This window comes from Achromobacter sp. HZ01 (assembly GCF_003267925.1).
Classification (GTDB): Bacteria; Pseudomonadota; Gammaproteobacteria; order Burkholderiales; family Burkholderiaceae_B; genus Achromobacter; species Achromobacter pulmonis_A.
Genome location: NZ_LWKV01000001.1, coordinates 1,385,507 through 1,410,710, shown reverse-complemented (window position 1 = coordinate 1,410,710; position 25,204 = coordinate 1,385,507). Strand labels below are relative to the sequence as shown.

Here is a 25,204-nt window from a genome sequence, read left to right as displayed (position 1 = left end):
ATCAGTCGTCCTTGCCGCGGCGCGGGGCGCGGGTGTCGTGCTTCATCATGCGCTCTTTCTCGCGCTGCCAGTCTTTTTCGCGCGCGGTGTCGCGCTTGTCGTAGAGCTTCTTGCCGCGGCCCAGCGCGAAATCGAGCTTGATGCGCCCGTTCTTGTAATGCAGGTTGAGCGGCACCAGCGTGTAGCCGCGCTGCTCGACCTTGCCGATCAGCTTGCTGATTTCCTCGGCCTTGAGCAGCAGCTTGCGCGTGCGCATGGCGTCGGGGTGAATGTGCGTGGAGGCCGTGGGCAGCGGACTGACGTGCATGCCCAAGAGGTAGAGCTCGCCGTCGCGCACGATGACATAGCTTTCCTTGAGCTGCACGCGGCCATCGCGGATCGCCTTGACTTCCCAGCCTTGCAGCACCAGGCCGGCCTCGTAGCGGTCTTCGATGAAATAGTCGTGCGTGGCCTTGCGATTGTCGATAATGCTCATAATGCCTTGGGGGCGCGTTTGGCCGACCGGGGTAGCCCTCGATTAGCCGGGGTGCCGGCGGTGCCGGTAAAATCCCGCCATTCTAGCCATTTGCGATAGCCGATGCACAAAGTACAACGATCCGTCCTGGTACCTTACAGCGCCGCCCAGATGTTCGACCTGGTCGCCGACGTGGAGAAGTACCCCGAGTTCATGCCCTGGTGCGGCGGCGCCGAGGTGCAGACGCGGGACGAGCATGGCATGCAGGCTTCCATCCTGATCAGCTTCGCGGGCATGAAGCAGCGCTTCACCACGCGCAATACCCATGCCTATCCCGACCGCATCGACCTGGAGCTGGTGGACGGTCCGTTCTCCAGCTTGGTGGGGCACTGGGTGTTCCAGCCGCTGGCCGACGACGCCTGCAAGGTGCTGTTCACGTTGGAGTACGCGTTCTCGAACCGGGCGCTGGAGATGGTGGTGGGGCCGGTGTTCAACCGCATCGCCACCAGCTTCATCGATTCCTTCACCAAGCGCGCGCAGGCCAAGTATGGCGAATGAGCCGGCCGCCGCCTGTCTGAGCGTCAGCGTCTGCTACGCCTTGCCGGGCCACGTCTGGATGCGGGAGCTGCGCCTGCCGGCCGGCGCCACCGTGGCCGACGCGCTGGCGGCCAGCGGCTTCGCCGCGGCCTTTCCGGTGGTCCAGCCCTGGGAACGCGGCGTGGGCATCTTCGGCCGCGCCACCGAGCCCCAGGCCCGGCTGGCCGACGGCGACCGCGTCGAGATCTACCGCGGCCTGAGCTTCGATCCCAAGGAATCGCGCCGCCGCCGCGCCGAGCACCGGCGCGCCAAGACCGCCAGGAACGGACGCATCCGCCCGGCCGGCCTGCTGTAGGGAACGGCGGCCGGCGCCCTGAAGCGCAAGTTAGCGTTGCTACGGACTTACGTTTACGTTAACGTCATGTCAAAATCGACATACCGGGGCCGGCGCCGCCAGCAATGCCGGCAGACAATACCGACTACAGGAGACAGGCTGTGGATTTGGAACTGAGCGACGAACAGCGGGCCTTCGCGCAGGCCGCGCGCGATTACGCGGAGGGCGAACTCGCCCCCAACGCGGCGCGCTGGGACGCCGAGGGCATCTTCCCGCGCGAGGCCTTCGCCCGGGCCGGCGAAATGGGCTTTTGCGCGATCTACGCCAGCGAGGACATCGGCGGCCTGGGGCTGCCGCGCCTGGACGCCACGCTCGTGTTCGAGGAAATGGCGGCGGTCGACCCGTCCACCACGGCCTTCCTGACCATACACAACATGGCCACCTGGATGGTGGGCAACTGGGGCCAGCCGGCCCTGCGCGAGGCCTGGGGGCCGCTGCTGGCCAGCGGCCAGAAGCTCGCCTCGTACTGCCTGACCGAACCCGGCGCGGGCTCGGACGCCGCGTCGCTGTCGACCCGCGCCCAGCGCCAGGGGGATGACTACATCGTCAACGGCGCCAAGGCCTTCATTTCCGGCGGCGGCGACACCGACCTGCTGGTGGTGATGGCGCGCACCGGCGGCGAGGGCGCCGGCGGCATCAGCGCCTTCGCCATCCCCGCCGACAGCGAGGGCATCAGCTACGGGCGCAAGGAAGAAAAAATGGGCTGGAACAGCCAGTCCACGCGTCCCATCACGTTCGAGAACGTGCGCGTGCCGGCCGCCAACATGCTGGGCCAGGAGGGCGACGGCTTCAAGATCGCCATGAAGGGCCTGGACGGCGGGCGCATCAACATCGGCACCTGCTCGGTGGGCGCGGCCCAGGGCGCGCTGGACGCCGCCCGCCGCTACATGGACGAGCGCCGCCAGTTCAACCGCCGCCTGGCCGAATTTCAGGCGCTGCAGTTCAAGCTGGCCGACATGGCCACGCACCTGGTGGCGGCCCGCCAGATGGTGCGCCTGGCCGCATGCAAGCTGGACGCGGGCGCGCCCGATGCGGCCACCTACTGCGCCATGGCCAAGCGGTTCGCCACCGACATGGGCTTCCAGATCTGCCTGGACGCGCAGCAGATCCATGGCGGCTACGGATACCTGCGGGACTATCCCTTGGAGCGTCTGGTGCGCGATACTCGCGTTCATCAGATTCTGGAAGGGACCAACGAGATCATGCGCGTGATCGTCGCCCGCCAATTGTTGGAAAAAGGAGCCGACATAAGATGAACGCACCGGTGCTGTTCGAAGAAAAAACCGCTGCCAATGGAACGCGTTTCGGAATCGCGACGCTGAATTCGCCGCAGACCCTCAACGGCCTGTCGCTGGAGATGGTGGATGCGCTGGCCGCGCAGCTCGATGCCTGGGCCAATGATCCGGGCGTGGTCCTGGTGGTGCTGCAGGGCGCCGGCGAAAAGGCCTTCTGCGCCGGCGGCGACCTGCACGGGCTGTACCGCAGCATGCGCGAGAACGCGGGCCGGCCCGGTTCCGACAACGCCTACGCGCGGCGCTTCTTCGAGCACGAGTACCGGCTTGACTACCGCATCCACACGTACCCCAAGCCGGTGCTGTGCTGGGGCCATGGCATCGTCATGGGCGGCGGCATCGGCCTGATGATGGGCGCCAGCCACCGCGTGGTCAGCGAGACCTCGCGGCTGGCGATGCCGGAAGTCACCATCGGCCTGTTCCCGGACGTGGGCGGCAGCTGGCTGCTGAACCGCATGCCGGGGCGCACCGGCCTGTTCCTGGCGCTGACCGGCGCCAACATGAACACGTCCGACGCCTTTTTCGCGGGGCTGGCGGACTTCCGCCTGAACCACGCCGACTGGCCCAGGCTGCTGGAATCGCTGCAGGAACAGCCCTGGGCCGGCGCGGCCGACGACGGCCTGGCGCCGCGCTCCATCAACGACGGCCTGCTGCGCCGCGCGCTGGCCGCGCTGGAGCCGCAGACCCCGCTCGAACCGGGCCCGCTGCGCCAGCATTCGTTCCTGATCAACAGCCTGTGCAGCGGCAACCGGCTCGACGACATCCACGAGGAGCTGGCCGCGCTGAAAGACCACGAGGACCCCTGGCTGGCGCGCGCCGCGGCGACGATGCTGGCGGGCTCGCCGGGCTCGGTGCGCCTGTCGTTCGCGCTGCAGCAGCGCATGCGGGCGCGTTCGCTGGAAGACGTGCTGCGCGCCGAATACATCGCGGCGCTGGCCTGCACCGCGCACGGCGATTTCGCCGAAGGTATACGCGCGCTGCTGATCGACAAGGACAAGAAGCCGCGCTGGAATCCGGCCACGCTGCAGGAGGCCAGCGAGGCCTGGGTCGAGAAGTTCTTCGAAGACCCCTGGCCCGAAGGCGAGCCGCATCCGCTGGCGGACCTGGGACAGCAAGGGCGCTAGTCGCGTCCCGTCCCGGCGCCGGCCGGCCCGCCACGCAGCACACGATGATTTCACACCTATAGCAGCAGCAACAGGAGACAAGACATCATGAGCAGTATCGCGTTTATCGGATTGGGCAATATGGGCGCGCCCATGGCATTGAACCTGGTCAAGGCCGGCCACAGCCTGACGGTCTTCGACCTGGTGCCGGCGGCCGTCAAGGCGCTGACCGACGCCGGCGCCAAGGCCGCCGCTTCCGCCGCCGAGGCGGTGCAGGGCGCCGAGGTGGTGATCTCGATGCTGCCGGCCAGCAAGCACGTCGAAGGGCTGTATCTGGACGGCGACCTGCTGGGCAAGATTTCCTCCAGCGCGCTGGTCATCGAATGCAGCACCATCGCGCCGGACTCGGCGCGCAAGGTGGCCCAGGCCGCCGAGGCGCGCGGCGTGGCGATGATCGACGCGCCGGTGTCCGGCGGCACCGGCGGGGCGGCCGCGGGCACGCTGACCTTCATCGTCGGCGGCCAGGCCGCGGCGCTGGAGCGCGCCCGTCCGATTCTGGAGAAGATGGGCAAGAACATCTTCCACGCGGGTCCGGCGGGCGCCGGCCAGGTGGCCAAGATCTGCAACAACATGCTGTTGGGCATCCTCATGGCCGGCACGTCCGAAGCGCTGGCGCTGGGCGTGGCCAACGGGCTGGACCCGAAGGTGCTGTCGGACATCATCGCCAAGAGCTCGGGCCGCAACTGGGCCACCGAGCTCTACAACCCCTGGCCCGGCGTGATGGATCACGCCCCGGCGTCCAAGGGCTATGCCGGCGGCTTCGGCGTGGACCTGATGCTCAAGGACCTGGGCCTGGCGGCCGAGGCGGCGCTGTCGGCGCGCGCCTCGATCCCGCTGGGCGAACTGGCGCGCAACCTGTATTCGCTGCACAGCGCCGGCGGCTCGGGCCGGCTGGACTTCTCCAGCATCGTCAACCTGCTCAAGCGCGAGCCGGACTGACATGGCGCAGCCCCAGGCATCGGACTGCCCGGCCTCGCGGGTCCAGGCCAGCTTCGCCCGGCAGAGCATCATGGCGCTGCTGGGCGCGGACCTGGACGTGGTGGAGCCGGGGCGGGTCGACATCGTCCTGCCGTACCGGGCCGATCTGTGCCAGCAGAACGGCTTCCTGCACGCGGGCATCTCCACCACCATCGCCGACAGCGCCGGCGGCTACGCCGCCTACACGCTGTTCGAACCCGGCGAGGACGTGCTGACCTCGGAGTTCAAGATGAACTTCCTGGCGCCCGCGAAGGGCGATCGCTACGTGGCCAGCGGCCGCGTGGTCAAGCCCGGCAAGCGCCTGTCGATCTGCCAGGTCGAAGTGCATGCCTACGAAGGCGAGCAGGCCACGCTTTGCGTGATAGGCTTGCTTACCGCGGTGCGCGTGACGCCGCGCTGAATCCTGCTTGCGGCGGACCCGTCCACACGAGGGCCGCCGCAAGGTTTGTCGCGCGTAGCATGGGTATCTGGCAATGCCTCCTAGAGAACATCATCGGATTTTCCGCGCCAACTGGCTGCGCGCCGCGGTGCTGGGCGCCAACGACGGCATCGTTTCCACGGCCAGCCTGATCTCCGGCGTCGCGGCCGCGCAGGCCTCGCACGGCGCCATCCTGACTTCCGGGCTGGCCGGCCTGGTGGCCGGGGCGCTGTCCATGGCCGCCGGCGAATACGTGTCGGTGCGGTCCCAGGCCGACACCGAGGCCGCCGACCTGCGGCTGGAGCAGCGCTCGCTCAAGCGCAATTCCAGCGAGGAACTGGCCGAACTGATCGATATCTATGTCTCGCGCGGGCTGACCCGCGACCTGGCGGCGCAGGTGGCCGGCCAGCTGACCAGCCACGACGCGCTCGACGCGCACGCGCGCGACGAACTGGGGATCTCCGTGCACAACCGCGCGCGGCCGGTGCAGGCCGCGTTGGCTTCGGCCGTGTCGTTCGCCGGCGGCGCGGCGCTGCCGCTGGTGGTGGCGGCGGTGGCGCCCCTGCCGCAGCTGGTGGGCTGGGTCATAGGCGCGTCGGTGGCCTGTCTGGCCGGATTGGGGGCGCTGGCCGCCGGCGCCGGGGGCGCGCCCAAGGGACCGGCCGCGCTGCGGGTGACGATCCTGGGCGCCCTGGCGATGGCGGCGACCGCGGGGGTCGGCGCGCTGTTCGGGGTGGCGGTCTAGTGTGCTGCCCCGTAGATGCGTCCGCATGACGAAATTTTTCCTCTTGGCGTCAGGGCTAGGCGCAAACCGCAGCGATACCCGTAGGTATCGCGAGGATTTGCAACGACGCCTTGGCGTCAAGAGGGGAATTTCGTGCGGGCGTATCTACGGGACAGCACACTAGGGCGTGATGGAATAAGGCAGGTCGGCGGGCGCGATGCGCGGGCCGTCGGCCGCGCCCAGGCGCAGGTCGCCTTGCGGCAGCGCCGCCAGCGTGGTTTCGAACAGCACCGAGACCACGCCCTGCGCGCTGGCGGCATCGACGATGCGGCCGGTGGGCTCGCCGGGCTGGCTGGCGTCGTAGACGTCCTGGCCGGCCAGCGACGCGCCCTCGGCACCGGCGACGGTGCCGTACGCCATGCGCCGCTTGACCGTGCCGCGGTAATGGCTGCGCGCCACCACTTCCTGGCCGGGATAACAGCCCTTGGTGAAGCTGACGCCTTCGATCAGGTCCAGATTGACCGTCTGCGGAATGAAAACGTCCTGCGTGGCGGCGGTGATCCACGGGATGCCCGCGGCCAGGTCGGCGGCATGCCATTGCGCGGCCGGCGCCAGTCCGAGGACCTCGGCCAGCGCGCCCGACTGCTGCAGCTGCTCGTCAGAGGCGATCCACCACCAGCGCAGCCGCGCGTCGGCCGAGGGCGCGGCGATCCAGGTGCCGGAGGGGAGTTCCGCGCGCTGCCACGGCGTGCGCGGCAGCGCGCCGGCGGCGGCTTCCAGCGCGGCGGCCTGTTCGGCCGTGGCCAGCACGCCGGCCACGGACAGCGGCGCGGGCGCCAGCTTGACCTTGGCGCGCAGCACGAACATCGACAGGCGCTTGAGGAGGGCCTGGGCCAGGTCCTGGCGCACCAGGCCGTAGAGCCGGGGGGCGTCGTCGGTTTGCGCGGCGGGCGCCAGCCACATCACCAGCGTGGCCAGCAACCGGCCCTTGGCCGTGCAGTAGCCGGCCAGGCGGGCGGCGTCGGCGGGCAGGCCGGTGACGTCCTGGGTCAGCTGGCCGTGCAGGAAGGTGAGGGCGTCGGCGCCGGAGGCGGCGAAGACCTGGAAATCATCGAGCGGCGCGCATTGCGCGCAACCTTCGGCGCGCGCGGGAATCGAAGAATAGAAAGCATGCATGGCGGCGGCGTTATCGCATCATCAAAGTGCAGATGATAGCCGCCTTCCCCTCGGGGCAGGGCCATGCCCGCGCCGCGCGCAGGGACGGACGGCGCGCTCCGGCCCCGCTTTTGGTGCGACAGGGCCGCGCGATCAATTAAACTTCCGGGACTTATGAAGAAGCGACTCTTTTTTTACGTCTTGTGGTTCTTCCTGCTGGTCGTGCTGGCCGCCGCGGGCGCGGTCGGCTCGGCCTGGTACTGGATGCACCGCCCCATCCCGCTGGCGGCCGACAAGATCGATTTCGTGGTGGATCCGGGCAGCAGCCCGCGCACCGTCGCGCGCACGCTGAACCAGGCCGGCGTGCCAGTGTGGGAGCCGGGTTTCGTCTGGATGGCGCGGCTGTCCGAACTGGACAAGCAGATGAAGGCCGGCGGCTACCAGGCCCATAATGGCGACTCGCCGTGGCGCCTGCTGCAGCGCCTGGCCCGCGGCGACATGACACAGCGCCAGATCACCTTCGTGGAAGGCTGGACCTATCGCCAGATCCGCCAGGCGCTGCGCGCCAATCCCGACGTCAAGCAGACGCTGGACGGCGTCTCCGACGAGGCGCTGATGGAGCGCCTGGGCTCTTCCATCAAGCATCCGGAAGGGCTGTTCTTTCCCGACACCTACATCTTCACGCCGGGCAGCACCGACTTCGACCTGCTGCGCCGCGCGTACGAGGAAGGCCAGCGCATCCTGCAGGACACCTGGGCCCAGCGCCAGCCCGACCTGCCGGTCAAGACCGCCTACGAGGCGCTGGTGCTGGCCTCCATCGTCGAAAAGGAAACCGGCCACGGTCCGGACCGCCGCCGCGTGGCCGGCGTGTTCACCAACCGCCTGAAGGTCGGAATGCTGCTGCAGACCGATCCGACCGTGATCTACGGCATGGGCGAGGCCTATCAGGGCCGCATCCGCAAGCGCGACCTGCAGACCGACACGCCGTGGAACACCTATACGCGCCCGGGCCTGCCGCCCACGCCCATCGCGGCGGCCGGCCGGGCGGCGCTGCTGGCCGCGGTGCAGCCCGAGCAGCACAAATTCCTGTACTTCGTGTCGCGCGGCAACGGGACCAGCGAATTCTCGGCCAGCCTGTCCGAGCACAACCGCAATGTCTCGCGCTACGTCCTGGGCCAGGGCCGCAATGCCGCGCCCGGCCCCGAACCGGCCGCGCAGCAAGCCGCACAACCCCCCGCACCAGAACCCGAACAAGGACCAGACCAATGACCTCGCGTGGACGCTTCATTACGCTGGAGGGCGTCGACGGCGCGGGCAAGAGCACGCATACCGTCTGGATCGCCGACTTCCTGCGCGCGCAGGGCCTGGAGGTGGTGTCCACGCGCGAACCGGGCGGCACGCCGCTGGGCGAGAAGCTGCGCGCCTTGCTGCTGGCCGATCCCATGGGGCTGGACACCGAGACCCTGCTGATGTTCGCGGCCCGCTGCGAGCACCTGCGCCAGGTGATCGAGCCGGCGCTGGCGCGCGGGGCCTGGGTCGTGTGCGACCGCTACACCGACGCCAGCTACGCCTACCAGGGCGGCGGGCGCGGCCTGGGCGCCGGGCGCGTGGCCGCGCTGGAAGACTGGATGCAGGCGGGCCGGCCCGACCGCACCTGGCTGTTCGACGTGCCGCTGGAAGTGGCGCGGGCGCGGCTGGCCGACTCGCGCGAGCCGGACCGTTTCGAGCGCGAGGGCGCGGCCTTTTTCGAACGCACCCGCGCGGCCTACCATGCGCGCGCGGCCGCCGAACCGGACCGCATCCGCATCGTCGATTCGACCCGCCCGATCGCCGAGGTACGCGCCCGGCTCGAGGCCGGGCTGCGCGAACTGCTGGAGCAGGCGGCATGAACGCCGCCCGCAACGCTCAGGACGCGGCCGCGCAGGGCGGCGACGGCGCGGTCTCCAACGCGCCGCAGTTCCTGCCGTGGCAGATGGACACGGCGCGCGCCTGGCTGGGCGACCGCGACCGTTTCGCCCATGCCTGGCTGGTGCATGGCCTGGCCGGCATCGGCAAGCTGGACTTCGCGGTGGCCGCGGCCGCCAGCCTGCTGTGCGAGGCGCCCGAGCACGGCCTGGCCTGCGGACGCTGCGCCGCGTGCGCCTGGTTCGCCAGCGGCAACCATCCCGACCTGCGCCGCATCCGGCCCGAGGCCATCGCGCTGGAGGAGGGTGCCGACGCCGCCGAGCCCGCCGAAGACGCGGAGCCGGCCGCCGGCGCCAGCAAGCGCGCGCCGTCCAAGGAAATCCGCATCGACCAGATCCGCTCGCTGGAGTCCTGGTTCAACACCGCCACGCACCGCGGCGGCTGGCGCGTGGCGCTGCTGTATCCGGCCCACGCGCTCAACGTGGTGTCGTCCAACGCCTTGCTCAAGGTGCTGGAAGAGCCGCCGCCGCACACGGTTTTCCTGCTCGTGGCCGACGCGCCGGACCGCCTGCTGCCCACGCTGGTGTCGCGCTGCCGGCGCCTGCCGCTGCCGGCGCCCGATCCGGATACGGCCCTGCAATGGCTGCGCGGGCAGAACGTCGAGCCGGCGCGCGAATGGCTGGCGGCCGCCGGCGGCGCCCCGCTGGCCGCGCTGCGCCTGGCGCAGTCGGGCGCCACCGCCTGCCCGGCCTGGCTGGGGCAGCTGGTCGCGCCGCTGGCCAGCGGCCAGGCGCCCGACGTGGGCACCCTGGCCGAGTCCCTGGAGAAGGTGGCGGCCAGCGAATGGATCGACGCCTTGCAGCGCCTGTACACCGACCTGATGCTGGCCGGCGCGGGCGCGCCCGCCCGGTATTTCCCGTCGCTGGCCGAAGGCGTCGCGCAGGTCGCAAAACGCATGAACCCGGTCAAGGTGGCCGAGGGCGCGCGCTGGCTCACGCGTCAGCGCGCCCTGGCCACCCATCCCTTGAACGCCAAGCTGTTCGCCCACGCCGCCCTGCAGCGCGTGGTGCTATCCTGCCAGGCGTAAGCCCTTGATCCGGCGGCGCTTTGCCCGGCTGCGGGCGGGGCGCCGCGGTCCTTTATCCGATTCACCATGTACGTCGATTCTCACTGCCATCTGAACTTTCCGGAGCTCGCCGCCGATCTGCCCGCCATCCTCGAGCGCATGGCCGCCAACCAGGTGACCCATGCGCTGGTCGTCAGCGTCAACATGCCCGAATGGCCCTCGCTGATGTCGCTGGTCGAACCGCAGCCCAATTTGTGGGCCTCGGTGGGCGTGCACCCCGATTACGAAGACACGCCGGACCCGTCCGTGGACGAACTGGTGCGCCTGTCGGCGAATCCCAAGGTCGTGGCCATCGGCGAGACCGGACTCGACTACTACCGCCTGTCGGAGCCGCTGGACTGGCAGCGCGAGCGTTTCCGCTGCCATATCCGGGCCGCGCGCGAGACCGGCCTGCCGCTCATCGTGCATACCCGGGCCTCGGCCGAGGACACGGTGCGCGTGCTGCGCGAAGAGCAGGCGGCCGAGGTGGGCGGGGTGATGCACTGCTTCACCGAGAACTGGGAAGTGGCCCAGGCCGCGCTGGACCAGAACTTCTATATTTCGCTGTCGGGCATCGTCACGTTCAAGAACGCCCAGGTGGTGCATGAAGTTGCCGCCAAGGTGCCGCTGGACCGCCTGCTGATCGAAACCGATTCGCCGTACCTGGCGCCGGTGCCGTACCGCGGCAAGCTCAACGATCCGTCCAAGGTCATTCACGTGGCCGAGAAGATCGCGGACCTGCGAGGCATACCGGTGGCCGAGGTGGCGCGTGCATCGACCGATAATTTCTTCCGTCTTTTCAATAAGATAAAGAAATAATTGAATCTATTTTATTTAAAGTAAATTCTAGGATATCCATGGCTATCAGTGTCGCTTCCGCTCATCGGACCGTGTTGACGTGCAGCCGCGCCGCGCTGCTGGCGCTGGCGCTCGGGCTGGCCGCGCCGGGCGCGCAGGCGGCCAATCCCGGCGACTGGTGGGTCTATGTCGCCAACGACTATCCCGACGATATCCGCGACCTGCTCAAGCAGGGCGCCGATCCCAACGTGCGCTACAAGAACGGCCAGCCGGCGCTGATGCGCGCGGTGGTCGACGGCGCCTGGAAGGTGTTCGACGTGCTGGCGGCCGACAAGCGCACCGACGTGAACGCGGAGAACCCCGCGGGCGAGACGCCGCTGATGTACCTGGCCATCGTCGGGCAGACCGACCGGGCCAAAAAGCTCATCGCGCGCGGCGCCAAGGTCAACCGCCTGGGCTGGACGCCGCTGCATTACGCGGCCTCCAAGGGTCAGATGGAGATGGCGCGCCTGCTGCTGGCGCAGCACGCCATGCCCAACGCGCCCGCGCCCAACGGCGAGACGCCGCTGATGATGGCCGCGCTGTCGGGCCGCAGGCCCATGGTCGAGCTGCTGCTGAAATCCGGCGCCGACGTGGGCACCCGCGACACCAAGGGCCAGACCGCGGCCGACTGGGCCCGTACCGGCAAATCCACCGCGCTGGCCGCGCAGCTGGACAAGCTGATCGCGCAGCAGGACGAAGCCCGCAGCAAGCGCCGCGCGGGGGGGGAGGCCGCGCCTGCCGCCGAGGCTCCAGCCGCGCCCGCGCCGGCGGCCGAAGCGCAGGCTCCCGCGGCATCGTCGGGCGCCGTCCAAGGCGTCTCGGGCCTGAAGCTGAACAATTACGACGAGCCCGCAGCGCCTTGACGCCGCGTCGCCGGGAGCGCGAGACATGACCACCGGAGAATTCGACAAAAGCCTGTGGAAGGCGCGCGACGACAGCGCCGAACAGGGCGATACGCGGCGCCTGGCGCACATCGTGGCGCCGGCCGCCGGGCAGGAAGTCCGCGACGGCGAAGCGGTGCTGCTGGGCTTTGCCTGCGACGCCGGCGTGGCGCGCAACCAGGGCCGCGTCGGCGCCGCCGGCGGGCCGGCCGGCATCCGCAAGTTCCTGGCTGGGCTGCCCGCGCACGGGCTGGCGCGCCTGCTGGACGCCGGCGACGTGGTGTGCAAGGGCGACCGCCTGGAAGAGGCCCAGGAGCGTCTGGGTCTGCGCGTGGCGGAGCTGCTGGGGCAGGGGGCGCGTCCGGTGGTGCTGGGCGGCGGCCACGAGATCGCCTGGGGCAGCTTCCAGGGCCTGGCCCGCTGGCTGCAGGCGCGCGCCGATGCCGGCCCGGTGCTGGTGCTGAACCTGGACGCGCATTTCGACCTGCGCACCGGACGGCCGGGCAGTTCGGGCACGCCTTTCGACCAGATCCTGCGCGACTGCGAGGCGCGCGGCCAGCCGCTGCAATACGCCTGCCTGGGCGTTTCGCGGCTGGCCAACACGCCGGCGCTGTATGCCCGGGCCGCCGAGACCGGGGCCTTCTGGGTCGAGGACCGCGAGATGCAGGAGCGGCACCTGGAGGCCAGGCTGGCCGACGTGGACGGCCTGCTGCGCGGGGCTGCCCACGTCTACCTGACCATAGACCTGGACGTGCTGCCGGCCGCCGTCATGCCGGGCGTCTCCGCGCCCGCGCCCTATGGCGTGCCGCTGCCGGTGGTCGAGGAAATCGCGCTGCGGGTCAAGGCCAGCGGCAAGCTGCGCCTGGCCGACATGGCCGAATACAACCCGGCCTTCGACATCGACGGCCATGGCGCGCGCGCGGCCGCGCGGCTGGCCTGGCAGCTGCTTGCGGACTGACGGCCGGGCGGGCTCGCTTCGGGAGGCGGCTTTCTTTCGGGAAAGCCGCCTTTTTGCATTGGCGCCCCGGGGTCGCGGCGGGCAGGGCATCGGGCTGGACGGGCGCAGTGCGGCGGCTTAGGATAGGACCAGATCAGGTCCGGGCTTGCGACCCGTTCGACATCCGCAACACAAATATGTCCCCATTAAATATTTTTCATATTAAATTGGGGACGCTATATTTTTCGTGGATAAAATGGCGCAACTCAGTCAGGAGAGCATGCTCATGTCTCAAACTCCCACCCACGCCTTGCCGTCGTACCTGAATGCCGATGACCTCGGCCCCTGGGGTAATTACCTGCAACAAGTCGATCGGGTCACCCCGTATCTCGGTTCTCTGGCGCGGTGGGTCGAAACCCTGAAGCGCCCGAAGCGTTCGCTGATCGTCGACGTGCCCATCGAGCTCGACAACGGCAGCGTCGCCCACTTCGAGGGCTACCGCGTCCAGCACAACACCTCGCGCGGCCCGGGCAAGGGCGGCGTGCGTTTCCACCAGGACGTGACGCTGTCCGAGGTGATGGCGCTGGCGGCCTGGATGTCGATCAAGAACGCCGCGGTCAACCTGCCGTACGGCGGCGCCAAGGGCGGCGTGCGCGTCGATCCGCGCAAACTGTCGCAATCCGAGCTCGAGCGCATCACGCGCCGCTACACCTCCGAGATCGGCGTCATCATCGGGCCGTCCAAGGACATTCCCGCGCCCGACGTGAACACCAACGCCCAGACCATGGCCTGGATGATGGACACGTACTCCATGAACGAAGGCGCCACCGCCACCGGCGTGGTCACCGGCAAGCCGATCGCGCTGGGCGGCAGCCTGGGCCGGGTCGAAGCCACGGGCCGCGGCGTGTTCGTGGTGGGCTGCGAAGCCGCCCGCGACCTGAACATCGACGTCTCCAAGGCGCGCGTGGTGGTGCAGGGCTTCGGCAACGTGGGCGGCACCGCCGCCCGCCTGTTCCATGAAGCCGGCGCCAAGGTCATCGCCGCGCAGGACCACACCGGCACGGTGCACAACGCCGAAGGCCTGGACGTGCACAAGCTGCTCTCGCACGTGTCGCAGCACGGCGGCGTGGGCGGCTTCTCCGGCGGCCAGGCCATGGACAAGGACGAATTCTGGACGCTGGAAACCGAATTCCTGATCCCGGCCGCCCTGGAAAGCCAGATCACCGCCGAAAACGCGCCCAAGGTTCGCGCCAAGATCGTGGTCGAAGGCGCCAACGGCCCGACCACGCCGGAGGCCGACGACATCCTGGCCGAACATGGCGTGTACGTGGTGCCGGACGTGCTGGCCAACGCCGGCGGCGTGACCGTCAGCTACTTCGAATGGGTGCAGGACTTCTCCAGCTTCTTCTGGAGCGAGGACGAGATCAACCTGCGTCTCGAACGCATCATGCGCGAGGCCTACGCGGCCGTGTCGCAGGTGGCGCGCGAGCACAAGGTCACGCTGCGCACGGCGGCGTTCATCGTCGCCTGCACGCGCATCCTGCAGGCGCGCCAGGTGCGCGGCCTCTATCCCTGATACCGGCTTCGGCGGCGCGTCCCCGGACGCGCCCCGAGGAGGCAAGGAGACAAACCCGATCGCCCCGCAAGGGGCGATTTTCATTGCGGCATGCACGTCCGCGTTGCAGCCATGTGTACGGGCCCCATTTTTTTGGCGGTGTGGGCTGCCGGCCACAATATGTCCCGATTTGTGTCGCTCAGGGCAAATCCGGGCTTGCGCATAACGAATTGACACATTGCGTCCCTAGAATTCGCTGCAACCATGTGCCGGGGACGTCGCCCGCGATGCGAAGCAACCTGCTCATGGTCTGTTCAATCAACGGGAATTTGCAATGAAAAAGACTTTGTTCGCCGCCGCCATCCTGGGCGCGTTCGGCGCAACGGCACAGGCGGAAACCTCGGTGACGTTGTACGGCCTGATCGACACGGGCCTGGGCTACCAGCGCATCAAGGGCGACAACTACCACGAATCCAAGGTCGGCATGGTCAACGGCGTGTCCAGCGGCTCGCGCTGGGGCCTGCGCGGCAGCGAAGACCTGGGCGACGGCCTGCGCGCCGTGTTCACGCTGGAAAGCGGCTTCAACTCGGGCAACGGGCTGTCGGGCCAGAGCGGCCGCCTGTTCGGCCGCCAGGCCACCATCGGCCTGCAAAGCGATTCGTGGGGCAAGCTGGAACTGGGCCGCCAGACCAACATCGCTTCGAAGTACTTCGGCGCGATCGATCCGTTCGGCGCCAGCTACGGCCAGGCCAACGTGGGCGTGGCCTTCAGCGCCGCCAACACGGTCCGCTACGACAACATGGTGCAGTACTCGACCCCGTCGTTCAGCGGCCTGCAGTTCGGCGTCGGCTACTCGTTCAACGCCTCGGACACGACCAGCGCCCAGACCGGCTTCAAGACCGCCGACAACACGCGCGCCATCACCACCGGCCTGCGCTACGTCAGCGGCCCGCTGAACCTGGCCGTGACCTACGACCAGCTCAATCCGGCCAACCAGCTGAACACCGACGCCACGCCGAAGTCGTGGATCGTGGGCGGCTCGTATGACTTCGAAGTGCTGAAGCTGGCGCTGGCCTACGGCCAGACGCGCGACGGCTGGTTCACCGGCCAGGGCATCAACGCCTTCGGCAGCGGCAGCCCCGAAGCCAAGGGCTTCAGCAGCAACGTGGCCGCGTCCGGCTTCAAGGCCAATTCCTACCTGGTCGGCCTGAGCGTGCCGCTGGGCGGCGCCAGCAACCTGTTGGCCTCGTGGCAGCGCGCCGATCCGGACAGCGATGCGCTGACCGGCGACGACGCGACCATGAACGTCTACAGCCTGGGCTATACCTACAACCTGTCCAAGCGCACCAATCTGTACGCCTTGGCCTCGTACGCCACCGACTACGCCTTCATCGACGGCGTCAAGAGCACCGTGGGTATCGTGGGTATCCGCCACCGCTTCTAAGGCGCGGCCATGAGCGGGCGGCGCGCATGCGCCGCCCCTTGCGCCGAGCCGCGGTTGCACTGAGCGGACTGGGCGTCTTACCCGGCCACAGACGCGAAAAAAGCGGCCACCTCCCTAGCTCCACTCTCAGTCCGCTCACCCGAACCCCGGCCACGCCGCAGCCTGGCGCCTGCCACAGGCGTTCAGGACTGCGGCAGCAGTTCGGGCTTGAGTATCCCGCGCAGATCGGGATAGGCGATGCTCAGTTCGGGCTCGCCATGCGAATACGGCGCGATCGAATACGCGTCGTACTTGACCACGATGCCGTCGCGCGTGAGCGCGAAATTGTCGCTTTCCTGGAACGGCCACATGCGGTTGTACGTTGCCGGATCGCGGCGCGCGTCGGGATTCTGTTCCAGCCACTTGGCGTGCGCGCGCTGCAGCGCGGCGACGTATTGCGCGCGCCGGCCCGGTATCAGGGCTTCGTCCAGGCTCATCACGCGGCCGCGGCTGCGTTCCCAGTTCAGGTACTGCGTGGCGGGAATGCCGTGCGCGGCCCCGGTCAGGTACTGCTCGGTGTGCAGCTCGATGGCGATCACGTCGCCGACGGTGTCCTTGACGCTGGCCTTGAAATAGGTGGCGTCGCGCGGGCGCGCGGTGGACCAGAAGTACTGCGTGTATTCGGACAGCGTGTCGTAGGGGCCGCGGCGGTTGGCGTCGGTGCCGGTCATGTAGGCCAGCACGTGATCGACCAGCGCCGTCAGCTTGGGGATGCCGGGAAAGGCCACGCTGTCGATTTCGATGCGCGGGCAGTCGCCTTCGCAGCCGGGCTTGTTCGAGGCCCACTGGATGCGTTCGGTGGCCAGGTCGCCCAGCTGCTGCGGCGTGGATTGCGCCGACGGCGCCGGCGAGGCCAGGGTGATGTCGGCCGGCGGCGCGCTGCTGCAGCCGGCCAGCGCCAGGATGGCGGCGCCCAGGATGAGACCGCTGGTCGCGCCTCGCGGCGTGTACATGCGACGCATTGAATTACCTCCAGAGAATCAGGACACGGCAGCTCAGGGGACGACGCCCGTCCACTGCGGCGTGGAGAACTTTTCCAGGGCCTGCGCCTGCGCCTGCGCCAGGGTGGCCTCGCCGACCTGCCCAGGGCTCAGACGATGGCGCGCGGCAAAAGTTTCCACCATGCGGTCGATGATGGCTTCGCGCGCCAGCCCGGTCTGGGTGCGCAGCGGGTCGACGCGCTTTTTCGCGCTGGTGGTGCCTTTGTCCGACAGTTTTTCGCGGCCGATGCGCAGGACCTCCACCATTTTATCGGCGTCGATGTCGTAGGACATGGTCACGTGGTGCAGCACCGCGCCGGAACGGCGCGCCTGCGCGGCGCCGCCGATCTTGCCGATCTCCGAGGCGATGTCGTTGAGCGGCTGGTACCAGGCCTTGATGCCCAACCCCTGCAGCGCGTCCAGCACCCAGGCGTCGAGGAAGGCATAGGATTCCTGGAAGCTCATGCCGTGCACCAGCGCCTGCGGCACGCTGAGCGAATAGGTGATGGAGTTGCCCGGCTCGATGAACATGGCGCCGCCGCCGCTGACGCGGCGCACGACTTCGATGCCGTGGCGGCGCGCGCCTTCGGGATCGACCTCGTTCTTGAGCGATTGGAAGCGGCCGATCACCACGGCCGGCGCGGACCATTCCCAGATGCGCAGCGTCGGCGGGCGGCGGCCGGCGCCGACCTCGTCGGTGATGATGGCGTCCAGCGCCATGTGCAGCGCGGGCGGCTGCGGGCCTTCGTGGACCAGCTCCCAGTCGTAATCGTTCCAGTCGGTGCGCGTCATGCCAGCGCCCTCCGCAGCACCACGGCGACGGCCTCGGCCGAAAAGCCGAACATCTCCGCGCCGGGCGGCAGCGCCGACTGCACGGCCAGCGCCAGTTCGAGTTCGCCGGCGTCGGCCGGCAGGCCGTTCAGGCCGCGGTTGATGGCTTCGAGCGCTTCGGGGGGCTCGAGAAAAAAGTCGCCGCTGATGCGCACGTCGGCCAGGCGGCCGTCGCGCACTTCCAGGTCAGCGACCACCAGTTTGCCGCCGGGGACTTTGTATTCGCCATGCATGGGCGCTCCTTGCTGATTCCAGATCGGTAATGAACAAACAGAAAAACAGTGGCTACAGGCTGAGCTTCATGCCGTCGTGGCTGGCCTTGAAGCCCAGGCTTTCGTAGAACCGGCGCGCGTCGGGACGCGCGCGGTCGGTGGTGAGCTGCACCAGGCTGCAACCCTGCACCCGGCACTGCTCGATCGCCCACTCGAACATGGCGCGGCCCAGGCCGGCGCCGCGCGCCGAGGAGGCGATGCGCACGCTCTCGATCTGGCCGCGCCACTGGCCCAGCCGCGACAGGCCGGGGATGAACGATAACTGCAAACAGCCGACCACGCTTCCATCGCGCTCCAGCACCGCCAGGAACTGGTTGCAGTCCTGCGCGATGGCGCCGAAGGCGGCGGTGTAGCGCGGGTCCAGGGGCAGCGACGGATTTTCGCGGGCCGCGCCGAGTTCGTCGTCGGCCAGCATCGCGACGATGGCGGGAAGATCGGCCAGGCGCGCGCGGCGGAACACCAGTTGCGGATCGGGCATGGCGGCTCCTGTCAGCGGGTGACGTTCTGGGCGGTCTGGCCGAACAGGATGCGGCGCGAGGCCTCGTCGCTGACCGACGGCGCGGTGTTGACGGTGTCGGCCAGCGCGTAGGCGCGCACGGTGGCGGGCCTTGCCGCGATGGTTTCGAACCAGCGCTTGAGGTGCGGGAATTCGTTGAGATCCTGGCCCTGCTTGGCGTGCGGCACGATCCAGGGATAGGCGGCCATGTCGGCGATAGAGTAGTCGCCGGCCACGAACTCGCGGTCGGCCAGGCGCTTGTTCAGCACGCCATACAGGCGGTTGGTTTCGCGGACGTAGCGGTCGATGGCGTAGGGGATGCGCTCGGGCGCATAGCCCGAAAAATGGTGGTTCTGGCCGGCCATGGGGCCCAGCCCGCCCATCTGCCAGAACAGCCATTGGGACACTTCGGCGCGGCCGCGCAGGTCGGCGGGCAGGAAGCGGCCGGTCTTTTCGGCCAGGTAGAGCAGGATCGCGCCGGATTCGAACAGCGACAGCGGCGCGCCGCCGTCGGCCGGGGCCTGGTCGACGATGGCGGGGATGCGGTTGTTGGGCGCGATGGCGAGGAACTCGGGCTTGAACTGGTCGCCCCGGCTGATGTTGACCGGGTGGATGTTGTAGGGCAGGCCGGTTTCTTCGAGGAACAGCGTGATCTTGTGGCCGTTGGGCGTGGTCCAGTAATAGAGATCGATCATGGGGGTGTCCTGTTCGTGGCGCCGGCGGCGGCGGCCGGGCGGAACGCCCATGATAGCGGGCCGCCGCCGGCCGCGCCCTGAATAACCGGGGACTGGATACGGGTTTGGCCGGCGGCGCCGCCACCCGCCTAACAGGCCGCGCCCGGCCGCGCCCGGCGCGGCAGGCGCCAGCTCCAGTTCAGGCTGACGCCGGCGGCCGCCATGAAAATCATCGCCACGCCCACGATCTGCGAGCCGTCCATGCGGTGTCCGTAGACCAGGAAATCAAGCATGATGGCAACCGCGGGATAGATGAAGCTGAGCGCGGCGGTCGAGGTCGTGGGCAGCTTCTGGATGGCCGAGTACATCAGGATATACATGAGGCAGGTATGCACCAGTCCCAGGGCCACCAGGCAGCCCCATTGCAGGGGCGCGGCGGGCAGCGCGCCGAAGTCCGCCATCGGCAGCAGCATGAGCGCGCCGAGCGCGACCTGCACCAGCGCCAGCACCTGCGGCGGGATGCCCGTCAGGCGCTTGACGATGAAGGCGGTCACGCCATAGAGCGCGGCCGCGCCCAGGCCCAGCAGCAGTCCCGCCAGATAGCCGTCGCCCGCGCTGCCCGCCTCGGACAATCGCAGCACCAGCATCAGCCCGGCGAACGCGATGACCGACCAGGCCAGCTTGCCGCGCGTGGGCCGTTCGCCCAGGAACAGCACGCCCAGGCCGATCAGAAAGAAGGGCTGCACGTTGTAGACCGCGGTGGCCAGCGAAATGGACGCCAGCCGGTAGGCCGAAAACAGCAGCACCCAATTGAGCACCAGCGCCGCGCCGGCCGCCAGCGCCAGCGCCAGCGTCTTGCGCGTGAACAGCCCGGGCCGCAGTAGCCCGCGCAGCCAGCAGTACAGAAACAGCGACGCCGCGCCGAAGACGCAGCGGAAGAACACCACGTTCCAGGCGCTCTGCCCGGATTCCAGCACGAACACGCCCAGCGTGCCCGACAGCGTCATTGCGGCCGTCATTTGCGCCAGGCCGATGCGTTCCGATGAGGGAGCCATGAGATTTCTCCAGGAGGCGCGCGGCCTCGGTATGCGATGGAAAAATTATCCCAGGCGGATCAAGCTGGTTATATGATGTTGCTGCGGTCAATCGTTCATAGAACCTTTGTTTAGGTGAAATTTATGCGCAACGACCTAAAAAACGAAAATACCAATGAAGGCCCGGTGCTGGACGGTATCGACCGCCGCCTCGTGGAGATGCTGGACGCCAACGCGCGCACCACCACCGCCGACCTCGCGCGCCAGGTCGGCATGTCCGCGCCCAGCGTGGCCGACCGCCTGCGGCGGCTGGAGGAATCCGGCGTGCTGCGCGCCTACACGGTGGACCTCGATCCCGTGGCGCTGGGCTACACGCTGCAGGCCGTCGTGCGCATCCGGCCCTTGCCGGGACAACTGCGCCACGTCGAAGGGCTGATCCAGGAGATCCCGGAGTTCGTGGAATGCGACAAGGTCACGGGCGACGACTGTTTCATCGCCCGGGTGGTGCTGCGCTCGATCTCGCACCTGGACGGCATCCTGGAACGCGTGACCGAATTCGCCGAAACCAATACGGCCATCGTCAAGGCGCACACCGTGCGCCGCCGGCTGCCGCCGCTGCGCTAATCAGTGCCGCGCCTTCAGGCGGACGCGGCCAGCGCTTTCTCGATGGCGCCGGTCAGGCTTGCGGGCGTGTCGGTGGGCGCGTAGCGCTTGATCGGACGGCCGTCGCGCCCGACCAGGAACTTGGTGAAGTTCCATTTGATCCGGCCGGTGCCGAGCAGGCCCGGCTTTTCCTGTTTGAGCCAGCGGTAGAGGGGATGGGCCGCGTCGCCGTTGACCTCGATCTTGGCGTAGAGCGGGAAGCTGACGTCGTACTGCGTGCTGCAGAATTCGCGGATCGCGGCTTCGTCGCCGGGTTCCTGGTGGCCGAACTGGTCGCAGGGAAAGCCCAGCACCGTCAGCCCGGCCTCGCGGTACTTGCGGTACAGCGCCTCCAGGCCCGCGTACTGCGGCGTGAAGCCGCACTTGGAAGCCACGTTCACGACCAGCAGCACGCGGCCGCGGTACGCGTCCAGGGGGCGTTCCGCGCCATCGATGCCGCGGGCGGAGAAATCGTAGATCGTGCTCATCGGGCCACCTTTGTGCTGCCGGGTCTGCGCGCTCAGGCGTCGGAACGCGAGGGCGCCAGCACGCCGGCCGGTGCGTCCAGTGTAGCCGCGGCGTGGCGGCCGTAGTAGCGCGTGCCCCACAGCGTCAGCAGCAGCACGGCCAGCGTGATGCCGGCCGAGATCCAGGGCAGGTCGGTCAGCGGCAGGCCGTGGCCCAGCGCCAGGCTGCCGAGCCAGGCGCCGGTGGCGTTGCCCAGGTTGAACGCGCCCTGGTTCAAGGTGGAGGCGAGGTTGGGCGCCTCGGCCGCCTGGTCCACGATCAGCGTCTGCAAGAGCGGCACCACGGCGAAACCCAGCACGCCCCAGACGAACACCGTCAGCAGCATGGGCGCCAGCGCATACACCGCCTGGCTCAGCGCCAGGAACACCAGCAGCAGGCCCACGAAGATGCGGCGCAGCGAGGCCTCCAGATTGCGGTCCCCGAGCTTGCCGCCCAGCGTGCTGCCCACGGTCAGCGCCACGCCGAACAGCAGCAGTACGCCGGTGACGCCGCGTTCGGACACGCCGGTCGCCTCGCGCAGCAGCGGCGCGATATACGTCAGCACGCAGAACAGCGCGGCCGAGGCCAGCACGCTGGCGGCCAGCGGCCACACCACGTGCACGTCGCGCAGCACCTTGAATTCGCGCAGGATATTGCCGGGCTGCATCGGGATGCGGGCCGGCAGCCATGCCGACAGCGCGGCCACGGCCGCCAGTCCGATGGCGCTGACCACCCAGAACGTGGAACGCCAGCCCGCCACCTGGCCCAGCGCCGTGCCCAGCGGCACGCCCAGCACGTTGGCCAGCGTCAGTCCGGTGAACATGAGCGCGATGGCGCTGGCGCGCTGGTTGCGCGGCACCAGGTCGGCGGCCACCACCGCGCCCAGGCCGAAGAACGCGCCGTGGCAGAACGCGGTGAACACGCGCGCGGCCATCAGCAGGGCATAGCCGGGCGCCAGCGCACAGAGCAGATTGCCCAGCACGAAGGTGCTGGCCAGGCCGATCAGCGCGGCCTTGCGCGGCAGGCGGGCGGTGACGATGGCCATGATGGGGGCGCCGACCACCACGCCCATGGCGTAGCCGGTGATCAGCAGGCCGGCGATGTCGATGCCGACGTGCAGGTCGTCGGCGACGTTGGGCAGCAGGCCCATGATGACGAACTCGCTGGTGCCGATGCCGAAAGCGGCGGCGGCCAGCGCGATGAGGTGCAGGGGCATGGAGGAAAACAACGGTGGGCCGCGGCGGCGGCATGGAAAGGGCAAGGGCGCGATTCTAGGGCAGGGCGGCCGCGTCGCCCGGACAAAGCCCTGCCGTCGTTAAGGGTATACCCGTAGGTCGGGCGGGCCTGCGCCGATTCCTTGCGCGGCGCGGGGCCATTGTGCGGGCCGCGCGGGCGCCGTCCTATCATGTACGGCAACGAAATCGTCAAGCGGCTGAAGGAGAGCGGCTATGGATGGAATGATCGAACGCCTCGAGGCGATGCTGGCCAAGGGCACGGACAACATGCTGCTGCGCTTTTCGCTGGGCAAGGCCTACGCCGAACGCGAACGGTTCGACCAGGCCGAGGAACACCTGCGCGTGGCGCTGGCCTTCGATCCGGCCTATTCCGTGGGCTGGAAGTGGCTGGGCAAGGCCCGCCTGGGACGCGGCGACACGGCCGGCGCGCGCGAGGCCTGGGAGTCGGGCCTGAAGGCGGCGCAGGCGCGCGGCGACCAGCAGGTGGTCAAGGAACTGCAGGTGTTCATCAAGCGCCTGGACAAGCAGGCCGCGGCCGGTGCCTGAGCGCGAGCCGATGTAAAAACTAAGAGTAGATGTGTCCGTCCGGGCGCGGGCGGGCCGCGCGGCGGTCAAACCATGAAACACGCCAGGGATCCACGCATATTGACGCGGATGGGAGCCGCGCCATGTAATCCCAATAAACGACTAGAGAATGCTATGGGAAATCTGATGGACCTACGCCCGTCCTTTTTAAAGGGTCGCCCGCGTGCCGCCAAGGCGCCGCAGGACGTGTTGCAGGAACTCTGGCGCTCGGTCGACATGCCGGCCGAGTCCCTGAGCCACGTCGTGCTGACGGGCGCCGATCCGGTCCTTCCCTCGTCCTTCGCCGTCGGCACGGCGGCGCAGACCAGCATGGCCGCGGCCGCGCTGGCGGCCGCCGAACTCTGGCACCTGCGCGGCGGCGCGCGCCAGCAGGTGGGCGTGGACATGCTGCACGCGGCGCAGGAGTGCCGCAGCTACTTCAAGATCAACGGCGTGGCGCTGGACCCGCGCGACCCGCTCACCGGCATGTATCGTTGCGGCGACGGCGGCTGGGTGCGCATCCACGCCAATTTCGCCCATCACCGCGATGGCGCGCTGGCGCTATTGGGCTGCCCGCAGGGCGACGGCGCCACGCGCGCCGCCGTCGAGAGCGCCCTGAGCCGCTGGAAAGCGCTGGATTTCGAGCAGGTGGCGGCCGACGCCGGCCTGCCCGTGGCGGCCATGCGCAGTTTCGACGAATGGGACCACCATCCCCAGGGCCAGGCGCTGGCCGCGCAGCCGCTCCTGACCATAGAACGCATCGGCGAGGCCGACGCCCGGCCCTTGCCCAAGTACGGCGAAGACGCGCGGCCGCTGAGCGACATCCGCGTGCTCGACCTGACCCGCATCATCGCGGGGCCGGTCTGCGGCCGCGCGCTGGCCGCCTACGGCGCCGACGTGATGCTGGTGAATTCGCCGCAGCTGCCCAACATCGACAACATCATCGAAACCAGTCGCGGCAAGCTGTCGGTGCTGGCCGACCTGGACACGGCCGACGGCCGCATCGCGCTGGGCAATCTGCTGCGCAGCGCGCACGTGTTCGTGCAGGGCTACCGTCCCGGCGGCCTGGCCGCGCTGGGCTTCGGCCCGCAGGACGCGGCGCGCATCCGCCCCGGCATCGTCTATGTGTCGCTGTCGGCCTACGGTCCCAAGGGGCCTTGGGCCGGCCGCCGCGGCTTCGATTCGCTGGTGCAGATGGCCACGGGCTTCAACCACGCCGAGGCCCAGGCGGCCGGCCAGGACGCGCCCAAGCCGCTGCCCATGCAGATCCTGGACCATGCCTCGGGCTATCTGATGGCGTTCGGCGCGCAGGCGGCGCTGGCGCGCCAGGCGACCGAAGGCGGCAGCTGGCACGTGCAGGTATCGCTGGCCCAGACCGCGCACTGGCTGCGCAGCCTGGGGCGGGTGGAAGGCGGGCTGGCCTGTCCGATGCCGGGCTTCGAAGGCCTGCTGGAAACCGAGCCCTCCGGCTTCGGCGAACTGGTCAGCCTGCGCCATGCGGCGCATTTCTCGTCCACGCCGGCGCGCTGGACGCGCCCGTCGAGCCCGCCGGGCACGCACCCGCCGGTGTGGCCGTTCAATTAGCGGCGCTTATTGGCGGGTCTTCCACGCCCGCAGTGCGCGCATGGTGTTGGCGACGTGCGATTCAGGGCTCATGTCCGTGAATTCATAGAGGATCTTGCCCTGCGGCGAGATCACGTAGGACACGCGCTGCGCGTATTCCGGGCGCTTGTCGTGCACCGCGTCATAGGCCTTCATGATCTTGCCGTCGCTGTCGGCGGCCACCGCGAACTTGCTGCGGCATTCGCTGACCGAGAATTTCTTCAACGTGCCGATGTCGTCGGTCGAGACGCCGATCACTGTGGCGCCCAGCGATTTGTATTCATCCGTGGCTTCGGCGAAATTGCGCGCCTCTATGGTGCAGCCCTGGGTGAAGGCCGCCGGAAAGAAATACAGCACGACCGGACCCTGCTTGAGCGCCTCGGCGAGCTTGAACGTGAACACGTCGCCGCCCAGCGAAGCCTGGGCGTTGAAGTCGGGCGCGGGGGCGCCGACCGTGAGCGCGGCCTGGGCGGACCCGCCGGCCAGCAGGCCGCATAGCAACAGGCAGGTGGCGGTGCGTTTCATCGGAATCTCCTTCGGTCGGGG

General features: G+C 68.9%; 29 protein-coding genes. 18 read left to right on the top strand and 11 right to left on the bottom strand.

Features of this window, described 5'->3' with window-relative positions; all coding sequences use genetic code 11:
- Position 1: 1 nt before the first annotated feature.
- On the bottom strand, positions 2-475 hold the full coding sequence (gene smpB / locus A6B37_RS06565; RefSeq protein WP_102770969.1) for an SsrA-binding protein SmpB: 474 nt from the start codon (positions 473-475) through the stop codon (positions 2-4).
- 102 nt (positions 476-577) lie between these two features.
- Here smpB and A6B37_RS06560 point away from each other — a divergent pair, with 102 nt between their 5' ends.
- From A6B37_RS06560 to A6B37_RS06530, 7 genes are all read left to right on the top strand, one after another.
- Positions 578-1,012: a type II toxin-antitoxin system RatA family toxin gene (locus A6B37_RS06560; protein ID WP_102770970.1), complete on the top strand. Its 435-nt coding sequence runs from the start codon at positions 578-580 to the stop codon at positions 1,010-1,012.
- Positions 1,002-1,346, top strand: a complete 345-nt coding sequence (locus A6B37_RS06555; RefSeq protein WP_111825262.1) for an RnfH family protein — start codon at positions 1,002-1,004, stop codon at positions 1,344-1,346. Before A6B37_RS06560 ends, A6B37_RS06555 begins: the two co-directional genes overlap by 11 nt.
- A 140-nt stretch (positions 1,347-1,486) precedes the next feature.
- Entirely contained in the window at positions 1,487-2,641 is a 1,155-nt protein-coding gene (locus A6B37_RS06550; protein ID WP_102770972.1) for an acyl-CoA dehydrogenase family protein, read from the top strand.
- A complete protein-coding gene (locus A6B37_RS06545; protein ID WP_111825261.1) occupies positions 2,638-3,801 on the top strand; it encodes an enoyl-CoA hydratase/isomerase family protein in 1,164 nt (387 codons plus the stop codon). The genes A6B37_RS06550 and A6B37_RS06545 overlap by 4 nt, the downstream gene beginning before the upstream one ends.
- 87 nt (positions 3,802-3,888) lie before the next feature.
- Positions 3,889-4,779 carry a 3-hydroxyisobutyrate dehydrogenase gene (mmsB, locus tag A6B37_RS06540; RefSeq protein ID WP_102770974.1) on the top strand — a complete coding sequence of 297 codons (891 nt, stop codon included), beginning with the start codon at positions 3,889-3,891 and terminating at the stop codon, positions 4,777-4,779.
- Between the two features lies 1 nt (position 4,780).
- A complete protein-coding gene (locus A6B37_RS06535; RefSeq protein WP_111825260.1) occupies positions 4,781-5,218 on the top strand; it encodes a PaaI family thioesterase in 438 nt (145 codons plus the stop codon).
- 73 nt (positions 5,219-5,291) lie between these two features.
- Positions 5,292-5,981, top strand: a complete 690-nt coding sequence (locus A6B37_RS06530) for a VIT family protein (protein WP_111825259.1) — start codon at positions 5,292-5,294, stop codon at positions 5,979-5,981.
- Positions 5,982-6,140: 159 nt separating this feature from the next.
- Here A6B37_RS06530 and A6B37_RS06525 read toward each other — a convergent pair whose 3' ends face one another.
- Positions 6,141-7,136: a folate-binding protein YgfZ gene (locus tag A6B37_RS06525; RefSeq protein WP_102770977.1), complete on the bottom strand. Its 996-nt coding sequence runs from the start codon at positions 7,134-7,136 to the stop codon at positions 6,141-6,143.
- A gap of 153 nt (positions 7,137-7,289) precedes the next feature.
- Between A6B37_RS06525 and mltG the strand changes: the two genes are divergently transcribed.
- The 8 genes from mltG to A6B37_RS06485 all read left to right on the top strand — a co-directional run bounded on the left by mltG (position 7,290) and on the right by A6B37_RS06485 (position 15,782).
- Positions 7,290-8,384: an endolytic transglycosylase MltG gene (mltG, locus tag A6B37_RS06520; protein ID WP_111825258.1), complete on the top strand. Its 1,095-nt coding sequence runs from the start codon at positions 7,290-7,292 to the stop codon at positions 8,382-8,384.
- Positions 8,381-9,004 carry a dTMP kinase gene (gene tmk, locus A6B37_RS06515; RefSeq protein WP_102770979.1) on the top strand — a complete coding sequence of 208 codons (624 nt, stop codon included), beginning with the start codon at positions 8,381-8,383 and terminating at the stop codon, positions 9,002-9,004. The genes mltG and tmk overlap by 4 nt, the downstream gene beginning before the upstream one ends.
- An 83-nt stretch (positions 9,005-9,087) precedes the next feature.
- Complete coding sequence (gene holB, locus A6B37_RS06510) at positions 9,088-10,107, top strand: DNA polymerase III subunit delta' (RefSeq protein WP_111825561.1); 1,020 nt, start codon at positions 9,088-9,090, stop codon at positions 10,105-10,107.
- A gap of 66 nt (positions 10,108-10,173) precedes the next feature.
- Complete coding sequence (locus A6B37_RS06505) at positions 10,174-10,944, top strand: TatD family hydrolase (RefSeq protein WP_111825257.1); 771 nt, start codon at positions 10,174-10,176, stop codon at positions 10,942-10,944.
- 38 nt (positions 10,945-10,982) lie between these two features.
- Positions 10,983-11,828: an ankyrin repeat domain-containing protein gene (locus A6B37_RS06500; RefSeq protein WP_111825256.1), complete on the top strand. Its 846-nt coding sequence runs from the start codon at positions 10,983-10,985 to the stop codon at positions 11,826-11,828.
- 25 nt (positions 11,829-11,853) lie between these two features.
- Positions 11,854-12,804: a formimidoylglutamase gene (gene hutG, locus A6B37_RS06495; RefSeq protein WP_102770982.1), complete on the top strand. Its 951-nt coding sequence runs from the start codon at positions 11,854-11,856 to the stop codon at positions 12,802-12,804.
- A gap of 265 nt (positions 12,805-13,069) precedes the next feature.
- Entirely contained in the window at positions 13,070-14,359 is a 1,290-nt protein-coding gene (locus A6B37_RS06490) for a Glu/Leu/Phe/Val dehydrogenase (protein WP_102770983.1), read from the top strand.
- Positions 14,360-14,672: 313 nt separating this feature from the next.
- The gene (locus A6B37_RS06485) at positions 14,673-15,782 is read left to right on the top strand and encodes a porin (RefSeq protein WP_111825255.1); all 1,110 of its coding nucleotides are present in this window, start codon (positions 14,673-14,675) and stop codon (positions 15,780-15,782) included.
- A 182-nt stretch (positions 15,783-15,964) separates the two neighbouring features.
- On the opposite strand, the gene A6B37_RS06480 is transcribed toward A6B37_RS06485, so the two are convergent.
- From A6B37_RS06480 to A6B37_RS06455, 6 genes are all read right to left on the bottom strand, one after another.
- A complete protein-coding gene (locus tag A6B37_RS06480) occupies positions 15,965-16,783 on the bottom strand; it encodes an RsiV family protein (protein ID WP_102770985.1) in 819 nt (272 codons plus the stop codon).
- A gap of 33 nt (positions 16,784-16,816) precedes the next feature.
- Positions 16,817-17,593 carry a biotin/lipoate A/B protein ligase family protein gene (locus A6B37_RS06475; protein ID WP_111825254.1) on the bottom strand — a complete coding sequence of 259 codons (777 nt, stop codon included), beginning with the start codon at positions 17,591-17,593 and terminating at the stop codon, positions 16,817-16,819.
- The gene (locus A6B37_RS06470; RefSeq protein ID WP_102770987.1) at positions 17,590-17,865 is read right to left on the bottom strand and encodes a lipoate protein ligase C-terminal domain-containing protein; all 276 of its coding nucleotides are present in this window, start codon (positions 17,863-17,865) and stop codon (positions 17,590-17,592) included. The genes A6B37_RS06475 and A6B37_RS06470 overlap by 4 nt, the downstream gene beginning before the upstream one ends.
- Positions 17,866-17,917: 52 nt before the next feature.
- Positions 17,918-18,382: a GNAT family N-acetyltransferase gene (locus A6B37_RS06465; RefSeq protein WP_111825253.1), complete on the bottom strand. Its 465-nt coding sequence runs from the start codon at positions 18,380-18,382 to the stop codon at positions 17,918-17,920.
- An 11-nt stretch (positions 18,383-18,393) separates the two neighbouring features.
- On the bottom strand, positions 18,394-19,095 hold the full coding sequence (locus A6B37_RS06460) for a glutathione binding-like protein (protein ID WP_102771808.1): 702 nt from the start codon (positions 19,093-19,095) through the stop codon (positions 18,394-18,396).
- A gap of 128 nt (positions 19,096-19,223) precedes the next feature.
- On the bottom strand, positions 19,224-20,129 hold the full coding sequence (locus tag A6B37_RS06455; RefSeq protein ID WP_102770989.1) for an EamA family transporter: 906 nt from the start codon (positions 20,127-20,129) through the stop codon (positions 19,224-19,226).
- Positions 20,130-20,252: 123 nt separating this feature from the next.
- Here A6B37_RS06455 and A6B37_RS06450 point away from each other — a divergent pair, with 123 nt between their 5' ends.
- Entirely contained in the window at positions 20,253-20,732 is a 480-nt protein-coding gene (locus tag A6B37_RS06450; RefSeq protein WP_102770990.1) for an Lrp/AsnC family transcriptional regulator, read from the top strand.
- Positions 20,733-20,746: 14 nt separating this feature from the next.
- On the opposite strand, the gene A6B37_RS06445 is transcribed toward A6B37_RS06450, so the two are convergent.
- Positions 20,747-21,238 (bottom strand): glutathione peroxidase, encoded by a 492-nt coding sequence (locus tag A6B37_RS06445; RefSeq protein ID WP_102770991.1) that lies wholly within the window; start codon positions 21,236-21,238, stop codon positions 20,747-20,749.
- A gap of 32 nt (positions 21,239-21,270) precedes the next feature.
- Positions 21,271-22,473 carry an MFS transporter gene (locus tag A6B37_RS06440; protein ID WP_111825560.1) on the bottom strand — a complete coding sequence of 401 codons (1,203 nt, stop codon included), beginning with the start codon at positions 22,471-22,473 and terminating at the stop codon, positions 21,271-21,273.
- A 232-nt stretch (positions 22,474-22,705) separates the two neighbouring features.
- Between A6B37_RS06440 and A6B37_RS06435 the strand changes: the two genes are divergently transcribed.
- Together A6B37_RS06435 and A6B37_RS06430 are read left to right on the top strand one after the other, a co-directional pair.
- A complete protein-coding gene (locus A6B37_RS06435; protein ID WP_111825252.1) occupies positions 22,706-23,038 on the top strand; it encodes a hypothetical protein in 333 nt (110 codons plus the stop codon).
- A 153-nt stretch (positions 23,039-23,191) separates the two neighbouring features.
- On the top strand, positions 23,192-24,640 hold the full coding sequence (locus A6B37_RS06430) for a CoA transferase (protein ID WP_102770994.1): 1,449 nt from the start codon (positions 23,192-23,194) through the stop codon (positions 24,638-24,640).
- A 6-nt stretch (positions 24,641-24,646) separates the two neighbouring features.
- On the opposite strand, the gene A6B37_RS06425 is transcribed toward A6B37_RS06430, so the two are convergent.
- On the bottom strand, positions 24,647-25,183 hold the full coding sequence (locus A6B37_RS06425) for a peroxiredoxin (RefSeq protein ID WP_102770995.1): 537 nt from the start codon (positions 25,181-25,183) through the stop codon (positions 24,647-24,649).
- Positions 25,184-25,204 lie beyond the last annotated feature (21 nt).